Origin of the sequence: Anaerobacillus sp. MEB173 (assembly GCF_052119505.1) — a bacterium.
Taxonomy (GTDB): domain Bacteria; phylum Bacillota; class Bacilli; order Bacillales; family JBJMAU01; genus JBJMAU01.
The window spans coordinates 38,159-51,244 of sequence record NZ_JBJMAU010000009.1 but is presented as its reverse complement, the minus strand read 5'-3'; the positions used below and the strand labels follow the sequence as shown (position 1 = coordinate 51,244).

Below are 13,086 nucleotides of genomic sequence, written 5' to 3'. Positions count from 1 at the left end.
TATTATTTGAGAAATAAAAAAAACAGCCAGGTTTTATCATTTGGCTGTTTTTTTTACGACATTGTCGAGCATCGTCATTACGTATAGGGGATATTTTAACTTTTAGGGGGTAGGTATATCATTTACATATATAAATATAACAATAGAAACTATAATTAACAACTATTTCGTGAAACAATTCACATATTTGACACTTTTAATAAACTAGTCTTAACTGTCATTGACAAGCATATTTATAGTAGCAGGATAAGATTTGTCATTGAGGTGGCTATGATGTATCGTTTTTTACTTATCACTGGTATTTGTTTAATTTTAATAAGTTTTTGGTTTTTACTCTTAAGTTTAATGAAACTATTTCCATTATTTATATCTGCACCTTTCTTACTACTCTCAATCCTATTCACTGTCCACTGCCTTAACGAACGACGACGTTTTCGAGGATTTAAATAAGAAAAGAAAATGTAAAATGTAAAAAAGGATATTGCTGCCCAATATCCTTTTTTACTCTTCTAAAATTACTCTCACCAATTTTAAATTTTACATTATAAATTTTAAATTAAAAAAGTAATTCCTCCATTTCATTTAACGTTTTTTCAAATACAACAAGTGCTTCTTTAATTGGATCTGGTGATGTCATATCAACACCAGCCTTTTTTAATACTTCAATCGGATAATCAGAACTCCCTGCCTTTAAAAATTCTATATATCTTTTTACAGCAGGCTCTCCTTCCTCCAATATCTGTTTTGAAAGAGCTGTTGCTGCACTATAGCCAGTTGCATATTGGTAAACATAGAAATTGTAATAAAAATGAGGAATACGTGCCCATTCTAAGCCAATCTCCTCATCAATTGACATGTTACTTCCAAAGTATTTTACATTTAAATCATAGTACATTTTCGATAGAAACTCTGGTGTTAATGCTTCACCTGCAGCTGCTTTTTCATGTATCAATTGTTCAAACTCAGCAAACATTGTCTGTCTGAAAACAGTGGCTCTAAATCCCTCTAAAAAGTGGTTTAATAAATATAATTTCTTCTTTTTATCATCAGTTACTTTTAATAAATAATCATTCAGCAATGCTTCATTTAATGTTGATGCGACTTCCGCAACAAAGATTGAATAGTTTGCATAAGGATAAGGTTGGGTTTTCCTTGTATAGTAACTATGAACGGAATGACCAAGTTCATGAGTTAACGTAAAGAGATTATTCACATTATCTTGCCAGTTCAAAAGAATATATGGCATTGTGCCATATGTACCTGAAGAATAGGCTCCACTACGCTTTCCTACGTTTTCCTGAACATCAATCCAGCGTTTTTCGTATCCTTCTTTTACGATATTGACATATTCTTCTCCGAGAGGCTCGAGGCTTTTCAGTACGTACTCCTGTGCTTCCTCGTAACTCACTTCCATTTTTACATCTTTAACCATCGGTGTATATAAGTCATACATATGAAGTTCATCTAATTGCAAAGCTCTTTTTCTTAGATCCACATAACGGTGAAGCAAATGTAAATGATCGTTGATTGTATCAACAAGCTGGTCGTAAACGACTTCTGGAATATTATTATTATCGAGAGCTGCTTGACGGGCAGATTCGTATTTCCGTACATTTGCATAAAATAGATTCTTTTTCACTTGACCGCTTAGCGTACTGGAAAATGTATTCTTTAACTTACCATACGTTCCATATACACCTTCAAACGCATCTTTTCGAACTCTCCTGTCACTGCTTTCCAAAAAGCGGATAAATCGCCCATGCGTAATTTCAGTTTCTTCACCATTTTCATCTTTAATTGTTGGAAATTTTAAGTCAGCATTGTTCAGCATTCCAAATGTATTGCTAGAACTGCTTGTCACTTCACCAGCTTGAGCTAGAATTGCTTCTTCCTCAGTCGATAACACATGTGGTCTTTGGCGATTTAATTCATCTAATGCATGTTCATATAAACGAAGCTGTTCATTTTCTTTAAGAAATTGATCAATTGTTTCTTGAGGAATAGATAATATTTCTGGAACAATATAAGATGATGCACTACTAACCTGTGAAGCCAGGGTACTCGCACGATCATTAAGTCCCTGATAGAAAGAATTTGTTGTATCTTGATCTGAACGCATATGTGCATATGTATACAGCTTCCCTAATTTTTTGGAGATTTCATTTTGATATTGAAGCCCATTATACAAACTCTCAGCTGAATTAGCTAAATTCCCTCTGAATTCAGAAAGCTTTGGAAGCATCTCTTTAATTTCTTTAAATTCTTGTTCCCAAGCATTATCATCACTGTAAATCGCCTCTAGGTCCCATGTTTGTTTAATTGGCAGCTCATCACGATTTGGTAATGATTTTCCCTTGTTTTTATTTGTCATCCATAAGCACCTCCACTAATATTTCTCTATAATAAAATTTCATTGTGCTAGCCTACCTACTATACATAGTCTTTACAATATATACGTTCGTGATGAATGTTTTCATTCCTTTATTATTTTCAAATTTCCTTTCTTTTAAAGTATGTGGAGAGCAATTGTTGATCTCCTTTATAGGCCTGTTCAATGGATTGCGGGCAAATAACTTTTCTTCGCTTAATAAACGTTTCTTCATTTATTTGTCCAATTATCTCAAGCTTACATAAAAAATATAAATACCCTCTAATGGCAAGTGAAAGATCATTGTTTTTAACTTGTGGTAATCGACGTAATGTAAACACTCTCTTTCTAACTAATGTTTCGAATGAAATAATTAATTGTTTCAAATGGAATGGTTGATTTGATTGCAGATGAAGAAAATAAATGAGGATCCAACTTTGCCATAAATAACTTGGCGTTTCAACTACAAAATGATAGGGGGTGGGGAAACCAGCCTCTGAAGGAAAAAGTGACAAAGGCGTACCTAGTGTTTGAAATACTTTATTCATATAATGGTGTGCATAACTTTTTTTAAAGCTAGTATTACTATAGCGCCAATGTTTTTTAATAATGAGCCAATCATTTTGTTTTGAGACACGAATATTTTTTTGGAAGTCTGTTAAGTAGGAAAAAGGAAATGATTCTTGGGGATAGATCTTAAGACTTGTCAGAGTTTTCGTTGAGGAGTAGGGGATTAGGTCTGTTAAATAAATAAACTGTTTTGAGGTTGGACAAAAGTAAAGTATCGATAATTGATGAAATCGATCTGCATTTTTTGCAAATAGCCAATCAAAGCTTTGCAATTGAACAATGCTATGACTTAAACGACGAATACGGTTCCCTCCAAGAATCCAAATGGGAGTAATCCCAATTCTGTAATACTGATTCGTTCTTTTTGAAAATGTTGCATGTGATAGTGTTGAGCATTGGTATTCAATCGCTATTCGTTTTCCTGAGTATGTTTCCACAAGGATATCGGGCCGTTGCTTGATGTTCTTTATATATGGCTCTAGTTGTACATTTTTATTTGTTTTTTTTGCCCAGTGATATAATTGTATTTTCCCGGATAAATGATATGCCGATTCCGGCTCTATTTCAATATCACAACTATGAGCGCTCCTATGAGCAAAATGCCAAATTCTCTTTTCTCCTAGTCGAAGCTGTACTTCTCCATTACAAGTCGTACAAAAAAAGTTTTGTTCTTTCCTCATTGTAAAAAGGTCATTCTTTTCCCAAGGGGCAGCTAATGAAATGTATTGTCCAGTATCACTTTTTGCAACTAGCAATGAAACACCACCTCCTATATTATCATTTTTATTTTAATAGAAAGTGGCATTTCAGACAATTATAAATTTTCGAAGTATTCCTATAATAACGGCGATAATAGGCGAGCCGTTGATTCAATTACACGCCTTGTAATTGGTCGTTTCTTAAAAACGTCGTAACAAATTGGTGTGGAATGCTCAAGATCATAAATAAAGTCATTAACTAATTTTGTAACACTTTTTGTACGGTATAAAAAAGCATTTACCTCAAAGTTTAAATGAAAACTTCTCATATCCATATTAGATGTACCAATCGAGGCAATTTCACCATCAATTATAATAATTTTGCTGTGTAAAAAGCCATGATTATATTCATAAATCTTCACACCAGCATCAAGTAACTCTGGAAAATAGGAGCGTGATGCATGAAAAACAATCCTTTTATCTGGGCGGCTTGGCATTAAGATGCGGACATCAACTCCACTTAATGCAGCAATTTGAATGGCACTTAATATGTCGTCATCGGGAACTAAATAAGGTGATGATATCCAAACTGATTTTTTTGCAGAGGTAATCATTGAGAAAAATAATTTTTTTATTACTTCCCAACGAGTATCTGGACCACTGGCAATCATCTGGACCCCACCTAGATTTTTACTTTCAACTTGAAGAGGAGAAAGATAACTCGGCTTCAATAAAGTTTCTCCGGTCATATAGTACCAATCACGCAAGAAAATAAGCTGTAAGCTCCGAACTGCTTCTCCTTTCACATATAAGTGGGTATCTCTCCAATGACCAAAATACTTATGTTTCCCCAAGTACTCATCACCTATATTCAATCCACCAACAAAGCCGATATGAGCATCAATAATAATAATTTTTCGATGATTGCGATAATTGATTTTATGTGTAAAAATAGGCAGCTTAACTGGGGAAAAGGGAATCATTTCAACTCCAGCAGTTCGCAGCTCTTTTATATAATAAGGAGATAATTGCCAACACCCGACTGCATCATATAAGAAGCGAACCTTCACACCTTCTTTTGCTTTTTCAATAAGTATTTTTTGAATCTCACGCCCAACTCCGTCAGCACGGACTATATAATATTCCAGGTGAATGTGATGTTTCGCCATTTTTAATGATTGGATAATATGTGCGAACGTTTCAATTCCATCTGTTAAAACTTTTGTATCCGTTGAAAAAGAAATTGGATTATTAGCTAAACGATGTGCTAAACGAAATAGTAACTGTTGCTGTCCACCCATTTTCATAATTTCATTTTCATCTAATAACCTGTTCCCCTCAATTTTTGTAAATTCTTGCTCATCCAGGATCGCCTTTTGCCTGAATAATTTCTTTTTTCGATAATTTTGTCCAAACATCAAATAAAAAACAAAGCCGACAACCGGAAACACACCAAGAACAATTAACCACGTTAACGTTTTTGCCGGATTACGATTTTCTAAAAAGATGACTACTGCAATGAAAAAAACAGATAAAGAAAATAAAATGCTGATTCCGCCTAATAATCGGCCTTCCCAATAATCTCTCGTAAAATAGAGAAAAATTGAAAAAGCAATTAAAAAGATAATAAGTTGCAATTTTTTCTTCATTCAAATACTCCTTCGATAAGTTAACAATTTATGTGTTTTTTATGTATCATGTCGTTCCTTTATGAAAGGAGTTCATCTAAAAAAACAGCCGATTTCGGAAAGTGAAATCGGCTGATGTGTTTTCATCAAAAATTGTGTTAAATAAAATTATGATAATGGAAAATTAATTGAGATTGTTTCTAATGCCTTCTCGGCCAAAATTTCCTTACCATACTCCTGAATTCGATAAATCGTAATTTCTGATTCATATCCATATTCAAGAATTTGACTGAGGATATTATCTTGTTCGTCTTCATCACATTCATCTGTAAATTGAACATACAAGTAATATCGACCTTCAAAGAAATGTAATGAATTCTCTAACCCTCGAACCTTTAGAGTATGACTCAGTGAAATAACATGTTCAAAATCTTCAAAGCCAATTACTAATTCAAGGGTTTCGCTTTGTCCATTCTCGCCGGAATGTCGAAACTGTTCATCAAGCTTCTGCTCAATGTTATCATCAACCGGATAATCCACATTCTTATCATTTCCTACCGGGATTTCGAGTTTCACATTACCATCTGTAATTTGTCCTCTTGTAACTAGGATCTCAAGCCCTTTATCAAGTGCTTGAACTTGAATCCATAACGGGCCTTCAATTTCAAAATTTTCTTGATCATAGGCTTCGTTGATCATTTCAAAGAATAATTCCTCACCACGTTCACGATTATACCAAATTTCATCTCTGTCAAAGCCCCGGTCTTCAATATCTTTATAGGTAATATAAAATTTTATTGTTGTTTCATTCACTCTCTCTATTTCCATATTACTCTCTCCCTTCTGTCGAGTATAGTGGCGGAAGGGACAAACTCTTCCCCAAGAGAATACAACCTAAGGATATTCAATACATTCCCTACTCTTATTAATGTCAAGTTTATTCTGTTTATCTACTTCTATTCTATGATAAAACATTTCAGAATGGAAATTAAAAAGCGGACAATTTTATAACAACTTTAAATAACGACCAATATAATAAATTTTATGTTCTTATCTTTCTATTATTCGTATAGGTATATAATAAAGTTGTCCATGAATCAATTTGAATAATATTGTTATCCAATTCCAATCAATGTATTCCTTATATTTCCTTTCCTCAATGACAATCATTAGAGATAGGGAGGTAACAACTATTGAATGCTGAACTTGATTTTATTATACCATTACTTACGATCATAGGTATAGATATTGTACTCGGAGGAGATAATGCGATCGTTGTAGCTTTAGCTTGCAGAAATTTACCGCAGCATTTACGAAATAAAGCAATTATTCTAGGTATTTCATTAGCAATCATTACTCGAATGCTCTTAACTGTTATTGCTGTATACATACTCCAAATCCCGTACCTGTTGGCATTTGGCGGTGCTATGTTATTATTTATCGCCTATAGTCTTGTAGTTGAGAAAAATGATACTACTGAGATTGAAGGGAAGACAAGCTTAGCAGCTGCAATTAAAACAATCGTAATTGCTGATCTTGTCATGGGATTTGATAATGTTATCGCAGTGGCTGGTGCAGCAAATGGTAATATCATTCTCGTAGTCATCGGATTAATCATTTCGGTTCCGATTATTATTTGGGGGAGTAAACTGATATTAGGAATAATGGAATCTTATCCATTTGTTGTGTATATCGGTGCAGGTATCCTTTCCTTTACTGCAGGAAGAATGATTACGGAGGAAGATCAATTATCTGCACTCTTCTCAAACCATCCATTCTTAACAATCGGTGTTCAGGTTGCATTAATTATTGCGGTTCTGTTCAGTGGATGGCTTGCAAATAAACGTTTTATCAAGCGAATCTCACTGTAATTTTCATTCTGCTTACAACTATTATCAATAGAATGAAAAAACTTCTACAATTTCTGTAGAAGTTTTTTCATTATTCGTTAACTAAGCGCTGAGCTTCTTGTAAGTGGAATGTACGTACTTTACGCGGCAAAAAGCGTCTGATTTCAGCCTCGTTATATCCAACCTGTAAACGTTTCTCATCAATAATAATTGGACGGCGCAATAATCCTGGATTATCACTGATTAATTTAAATAAATCTTGAAGTGACATCGCTTCTAAATCAACATTCAATTCTTGGAATGTTTTTGATCTGGTCGAAATAATTTCGTCTGTACCATCTTCGGTCATCCGAATAACTTCCTTAACCTCATCAATTGTAAGAGGTTCAGAAAAAATATTTCTCTCAATAAAATCAATCTGATGCTCTTCTAACCACGCTCTGGCTTTTCGGCATGATGTACAACTTGGAGAAGTATATAATCTTACCATTAGTAAAAACATCTCCCTTCATATATCGTTCTATCTCAACATGTGATTATCATATCTTTTATGTAGTATTTATTATACAATAATTATTATTATTTGAATACCCTTCTCAATAAAAAGTTCCATTATTTTTTTAAAACAGATCATTTTTCTCTTTTAATCACCCCTATACTCTTTCTATTAGTTTACCAGTTATTTATATAGATTTGATGAATAATTACTAATTTTTTTTTAGCTAGGATAAATCTTACTCTTTTTACAAAAAGTAAGGAAGATGAAAGCACTTTGTAATTCAAGGATGTGGAGTTTCACTTGAAAAAACTGTTATGTATACTTTTCATTTGTTTATTGGTGATATGACTCCTGACATTCAGATTCCACTGTTTACAATGAAACCACTTGTTGTTGATAAAATCCACAAAAAGGTAGGTGACACTGTCCAAAAAGGGGAAAAAATAATCAGCTTAGATCCTTCTTGGGCTGAGAAGCAGCTTAAGCAAGCTGAAAACACAGTTGCACAACTTGATCATACACTATTTCAAGTAAAAAGATTGAATACAATTGTCGAACAAAATGTTTCTACTTTTAAACAATTAGAAAAAGAATTTGAAAATTCATTGCAAAATTTAAAACAACGTATACATAAACTGGAGTTGATGACTGAAAATAATCCAACAACACAACTATTACAAAGTACTGTTGAGTTGTTAATTCATCAAGCTGAGCTTTCGAAGGCTGCAAACAGTGTCACACCTCCTGCTCCCTCGGTTGAGATAACCGAAATTGAAATGCAGCTATTGCAAGCCAAGGAACAAGTTGAAATGGCAAAAAAAACACTTAATGAGACTGTTATTACTTCTCCTATTGATGGTGTCATCTCACAAATTAATGTATCTGAGCAACAAACAGCATTACCAAATACTCCTTTAGCCGTCGTTATGAATGATCAATCAATGAAAGCAACTTTTCAACTAACCAGCTTTCAAATTAATAAAATACACCCGGACATGGAAGTAGTTATCAATGTAGATGGAATAAATGAGAAATTCAAAGGAATAGTGAAAACACTCTCTCCAGCAACCCTTCCACAAACAAATCTGTTCACAATGGAAGTCGCAATTCCAAATGAAGAACATGCAATAAAGAGTGGAATGCGAGCGGTTGCCACTATTCAAAGTAAGGTAGTAACAGGTGCATTCGTGATACCTGTTGACAGTATCATTTATGATGAGGATGGAACTTATGTTTTTATTTCTAATAATGACTCTGTCCGCCGTCAAACGGTTTCTTTAGGAGCAGGAAATGGTGAAGTTATCGAAGTACTGACTGGAGTTAAAGAAGGTGATGAAATTATTACAAGAGGAAAAGAACGATTAACAGAAAACAGTAAAATTATAAACAAAGCGAGTGACTGACTCATGAATATTGCCAGGATTTCTGTACTAAGACCGATAGCCATGGCGATGGTTATACTTTTCACCGTGATTCTTGGTATCATATCCTTGAAAAATCTTACAGTAGATCTATTTCCGGATTTAACTTTTCCCGTTGCTGCAGTAACTGTGCAATATGAAGGGGCAGGACCAGAAGAAATTGAACAGCTCCTTACAGTTCCAATCGAGGAAATGATGTCTACATTAACAAATGTCGAGTCTGTTACCTCTACCTCACGTCCAGGTGGGGCCCTTATTCTTGTTTCTTTTACATGGGGAACAGATATGAACTTTGCAACATTGCAAATGCGTGAAAGAATTGACATGATCCGCGACAGTTTTCCTAGTGATGTTCGCCCACCAACAGTATTAAGGTTTGATCCTGGAATGTTGCCTGTTGTTCAATTCGCGATAACTGAGCCAAACAGTAATCTCACTCATCTAAAAAAACTAGCAGAAAATGAAATAAAACCACTCCTCAACTCAATTGAAGGTGTGGCTTCTGTATCTATTGAAGGAGGCACTGAACAGGAAATTCTTGTCCAAGCAAATATTGAAAAGCTAGCTTCGTATGGTTTAACGTTTAGACAGTTGCAACAGTTACTGCGAAGTGAAAATATTAACCTGTCTGGGGCACAGATTACTGATAAGAAACAAAACCTGCCAATCCGTATATCCGGGAATTTACACTCAATTTATGATGTTAAGCAACTCCCTGTACCAACAAATCGTGGCATCGTTCAACTTGGTCAGCTTGTTACAGTTACAGAAACGGTCAAACCGCTGTCACAAGCTAGTTATTTAGATGGTACTCCTGGCATTGGTATATCAATTTTAAAAGAAAATGGTTCCAACACAGTTTCAGTTGTAAGGACAATTAATGAGAAAATCGCCCAGCTTCAAGATGAACTTCCTGAAGGGATCGAGATAAAATCCATTTTTGATCAAAGTCGTTTCATAGAACAATCAATCCGGGCCGTTTCTTGGAATATGGCATTTGGGAGTATATTAGCTGCCTTTGTTCTTTTTCTTTTTTTACGTAATTTGCGCAGCACATTAATTATTAGTGTATCAATACCTATCTCCATCTTATCAACTTTCTTACTCCTGTATTTCAGCGGACAAACTTTGAATCTGCTCACTTTAGGAGGATTGGCGTTAGGTATTGGCATGATGGTTGACAATGCGATTGTTATCCTCGAAAATATTTACCGTCTAAGACAAAACGGACTATCACTTAAAGATGCCGCAATCGAAGGAACAGCAGAAATAGGAGGAGCAATTATTGCCTCTACTCTTACGACGGTTGTTGTATTTTTACCAATCGTATTTGTTGATGGGTTAGCTGCACAACTGTTCAAGCCACTTGCGTTGAGTATTGCGTTCTCACTCATTGCTAGTCTATTTACGGCATTGATGATTGTTCCATTATTATCTTCAACTTATATGAAAGTACCTCTATCTCATACACGTACCTTTCAATATCAAAGAATGACAAAGTCTTATCAATTATTATTAAAAAAAGTATTGGCAAAACCAAAAACAATGATTATTATAACGACGTTTCTTTGTCTGTTATCTTTGATTGGTATTCCCTTTCTCGGAACTGAATTTCTTCCGGCACAGGATCAGAGCTACATTAACATTGATGCACAGCTAGCTTCTGGCAGTTCATTAGATCAAACCTATAGTTTAGTTGAGGACATTGATGAAAAATTAAAAGATATCTCTGAAATTGACGCAGTATTTGTTAATCTTGGTGGTTCAAATCACTTTTCGCTAACTCCAGGCTCACAAACGAACCGTGCATCATATAGTTTATTACTTGCAAAGCCTAGTCAGCGATCAAAATCTGACCTGGAAATCGCCGAGGAAATTCGAGAACGGCTGAAAATGATTCCAGTTGATTCCCTTTCTGTGACTGCCAGTGACAATGGCTTTACAGATGACCCGATCTCCATCACGATAACAGGTCATGATTTACAAACATTACATACAGTCGCTTCGAATGCCATTTCAATAATTGAAACGATACCAGGAGTACGTGAACCTAGCTCTAATTTTGCATTTGGACATCCTGAAATAAACGTGTCAATCAATCGGGAACGAGCGTCTTATTATGGAGTCAGCAGTGCACAAATTGCCAATACAATTCATGATGCTACACGTGGATTAATACCAACCCACATAACAAGGAATGGGTATAAAATTGAAGTTCGGCTAATTGCCGAAGAAGGGTATTCAACTTCGTTACAAAAGCTTTCACAATTACTCATTGAAACGCCGATTGGTGACCGAATTCCATTAGAGATGGTGGCAACCATTGAGAGAAATCAAGGTCCAAATTCAATCAAACGAAGAAATAGTGTTCGAGAAATCACCATTAAGGCATCCATTTTAAATCGTGATTTAGGAACAGTAATGGATGAAATACGTGACAAGATAAGTAATGAAATTTCTCTGCCAATTGGTTACGAAGTTACGTATGGAGGTCAATTCGAACAAATGAAGGACGCCTTCTCAAAGCTGGGATGGGCAATTGCCTTAGCTGTTTTGCTAGTTTACATGGTCATGGCCGCTAGGTTTGAATCCTTTTATTATCCTTTAATTATTATGTTCTCTATCCCTCTTACGACGATTGGAATCATAACTGGCCTTCTGCTTTCAAATCAACCGTTTGGGGTTGGTTCCTTAATTGGAGTTCTTATTCTGACTGGTATTGTTGTGAATAATGCAATTGTTCTGGTAGACTATATGACTACTCTAAAAAGAAACGGCAAAGAAACATATGAAGCGATCATGGAGGCTGGACCAACAAGACTAAGACCTATTCTCATGACGACTTTTACAACTATTCTAGGTTTAATTCCTCTTACACTTGGGTTTGGTGAAGGTACTGAAATTCAGCAACCGATGGCAATTGTCATCGTCTTTGGATTAAGCTTCGCCACCATCATTACCCTCCTCTTCATTCCAGCCGTCTATTATGTATTTGATGAAAGGAAAAAAAATCAGTTTAGAGTTTAAAGTTTAGAGTTGTTTTAGGCACATCATAGATGTTTGACAGAAGAGCAAAAAATTAAGCAGAAGCGATTCGCTTCTGCTTTTATTTCATCACTGAATTTACTTGTAGAACTCATAACTCTAAACTCTAAACTCTAAACTATCTAAGCTGTTGTTTTTGTTTGTGAGGCAGGGTTACGAGCAGGTTGACGATTCCAGTTAGTCAGCTTCTTTTTTAACAGCTCTTTAATTACTTCTCTCTTTTTTTTACGCTGTTGTTTAGCTCTTTCCTTCATCGTTACTTCCCTCCCTTCAAAAATATTTAAATGCTAGCGGTCACCATGTTGATCAAATGTTAAAACTTCATCAACATCGGAATAAGATTGACCATATAAATCTTTATCTTTGTACGTATGAATTTCTTCATACGTAGTTTTCATTTTTTCAAAAATGCTTTCTTCACTTTCGTTTGTTGGTGACCAGTATAAAATCTCCAGCTGATTAATTTTGTTTGTTGCTAATGATCTTCTCCGATAGCCAATGGACTCAGCATGAGTAAATCCCTCTCGTTCATAAAAACGAAACCTCTTCTGTGTATCACTATCCTTATAATCAAGCGGTTCAACCTCTAGTATAATCGGTTTGTTCTTTTCTTTTAATTTTGCAATCAACTTATGTCCCAGTCCTTGACCCCTGGCCTCTTTGGAAACAAATAAATAATCGATAAAGATAAAATCATCCATTTCAACGTACATCAATACATGATTAGACCCTTCATCTTTATAATAAATATCAGCTTTTTCCCTTAGCAACAATTCCATGTGCTCTTTTGATTTCATTTCTTCAATTGGAAAATATTGATTTAGTTTATCATACCAATTCATCGAAATCCTCCATTTAATTATATCAGAACTACTAAATGTATGGATATAGCTTCTCCTATTATTCATAGTATATTCTAAAAGCTGAAAATGTTAATTCCCATGACATAATTATCTAAATAGAATGGAATGATACTTATTATTCAAACACTCTATTTTACCATAACT

At 34.8% G+C, this 13,086-nt stretch carries 10 protein-coding genes; 3 read left to right on the top strand and 7 right to left on the bottom strand.

The window, feature by feature from the left end; all coding sequences use genetic code 11:
* Window positions 1-556: 556 nt before the first annotated feature.
* The 4 genes from pepF to mecA all read right to left on the bottom strand — a co-directional run bounded on the left by pepF (window position 557) and on the right by mecA (window position 6,092).
* The gene (pepF, locus tag ACJ2A9_RS16570; protein ID WP_441422793.1) at window positions 557-2,371 is read right to left on the bottom strand and encodes an oligoendopeptidase F; all 1,815 of its coding nucleotides are present in this window, start codon (window positions 2,369-2,371) and stop codon (window positions 557-559) included.
* A 119-nt stretch (window positions 2,372-2,490) separates the two neighbouring features.
* Window positions 2,491-3,693, bottom strand: coding sequence for a competence protein CoiA (locus tag ACJ2A9_RS16565; RefSeq protein ID WP_441422792.1), 1,203 nt, complete (start codon window positions 3,691-3,693; stop codon window positions 2,491-2,493).
* A gap of 80 nt (window positions 3,694-3,773) precedes the next feature.
* Entirely contained in the window at window positions 3,774-5,285 is a 1,512-nt protein-coding gene (gene cls / locus ACJ2A9_RS16560; protein ID WP_441422791.1) for a cardiolipin synthase, read from the bottom strand.
* Between the two features lie 147 nt (window positions 5,286-5,432).
* Window positions 5,433-6,092 carry an adaptor protein MecA gene (mecA, locus tag ACJ2A9_RS16555; protein ID WP_441422790.1) on the bottom strand — a complete coding sequence of 220 codons (660 nt, stop codon included), beginning with the start codon at window positions 6,090-6,092 and terminating at the stop codon, window positions 5,433-5,435.
* 365 nt (window positions 6,093-6,457) lie between these two features.
* Between mecA and ACJ2A9_RS16550 the strand changes: the two genes are divergently transcribed.
* Window positions 6,458-7,135 (top strand): TerC family protein, encoded by a 678-nt coding sequence (locus ACJ2A9_RS16550; protein ID WP_441422789.1) that lies wholly within the window; start codon window positions 6,458-6,460, stop codon window positions 7,133-7,135.
* Window positions 7,136-7,205: 70 nt separating this feature from the next.
* Here the strand turns inward: ACJ2A9_RS16550 and spxA are convergent, their stop codons facing one another.
* Window positions 7,206-7,604 (bottom strand): transcriptional regulator SpxA, encoded by a 399-nt coding sequence (gene spxA / locus ACJ2A9_RS16545; protein WP_441422788.1) that lies wholly within the window; start codon window positions 7,602-7,604, stop codon window positions 7,206-7,208.
* A 323-nt stretch (window positions 7,605-7,927) separates the two neighbouring features.
* Between spxA and ACJ2A9_RS16540 the strand changes: the two genes are divergently transcribed.
* Together ACJ2A9_RS16540 and ACJ2A9_RS16535 are read left to right on the top strand one after the other, a co-directional pair.
* Window positions 7,928-9,016, top strand: a complete 1,089-nt coding sequence (locus ACJ2A9_RS16540) for an efflux RND transporter periplasmic adaptor subunit (protein ID WP_441422787.1) — start codon at window positions 7,928-7,930, stop codon at window positions 9,014-9,016.
* A 3-nt stretch (window positions 9,017-9,019) separates the two neighbouring features.
* A complete protein-coding gene (locus ACJ2A9_RS16535) occupies window positions 9,020-12,061 on the top strand; it encodes an efflux RND transporter permease subunit (RefSeq protein ID WP_441422786.1) in 3,042 nt (1,013 codons plus the stop codon).
* Window positions 12,062-12,201: 140 nt separating this feature from the next.
* On the opposite strand, the gene ACJ2A9_RS16530 is transcribed toward ACJ2A9_RS16535, so the two are convergent.
* Together ACJ2A9_RS16530 and ACJ2A9_RS16525 are read right to left on the bottom strand one after the other, a co-directional pair.
* The gene (locus ACJ2A9_RS16530; RefSeq protein WP_441422785.1) at window positions 12,202-12,333 is read right to left on the bottom strand and encodes a hypothetical protein; all 132 of its coding nucleotides are present in this window, start codon (window positions 12,331-12,333) and stop codon (window positions 12,202-12,204) included.
* Window positions 12,334-12,366: 33 nt separating this feature from the next.
* Window positions 12,367-12,921, bottom strand: a complete 555-nt coding sequence (locus ACJ2A9_RS16525) for a GNAT family N-acetyltransferase (RefSeq protein ID WP_441422784.1) — start codon at window positions 12,919-12,921, stop codon at window positions 12,367-12,369.
* Window positions 12,922-13,086 lie beyond the last annotated feature (165 nt).

Coding starts and splice junctions, on each gene's coding strand:
- ACJ2A9_RS16530 (WP_441422785.1), bottom strand. CDS start 12,333: ATGAAGGAAAGAGCTAAACAACAGCGTAAAAAAAAGAGAGAAGTAATT.
- ACJ2A9_RS16540 (WP_441422787.1), top strand. CDS start 7,928: ATGTATACTTTTCATTTGTTTATTGGTGATATGACTCCTGACATTCAG.
- spxA (WP_441422788.1), bottom strand. CDS start 7,604: ATGGTAAGATTATATACTTCTCCAAGTTGTACATCATGCCGAAAAGCC.
- ACJ2A9_RS16525 (WP_441422784.1), bottom strand. CDS start 12,921: ATGAATTGGTATGATAAACTAAATCAATATTTTCCAATTGAAGAAATG.
- mecA (WP_441422790.1), bottom strand. CDS start 6,092: ATGGAAATAGAGAGAGTGAATGAAACAACAATAAAATTTTATATTACC.
- cls (WP_441422791.1), bottom strand. CDS start 5,285: ATGAAGAAAAAATTGCAACTTATTATCTTTTTAATTGCTTTTTCAATT.
- ACJ2A9_RS16535 (WP_441422786.1), top strand. CDS start 9,020: ATGAATATTGCCAGGATTTCTGTACTAAGACCGATAGCCATGGCGATG.
- pepF (WP_441422793.1), bottom strand. CDS start 2,371: ATGACAAATAAAAACAAGGGAAAATCATTACCAAATCGTGATGAGCTG.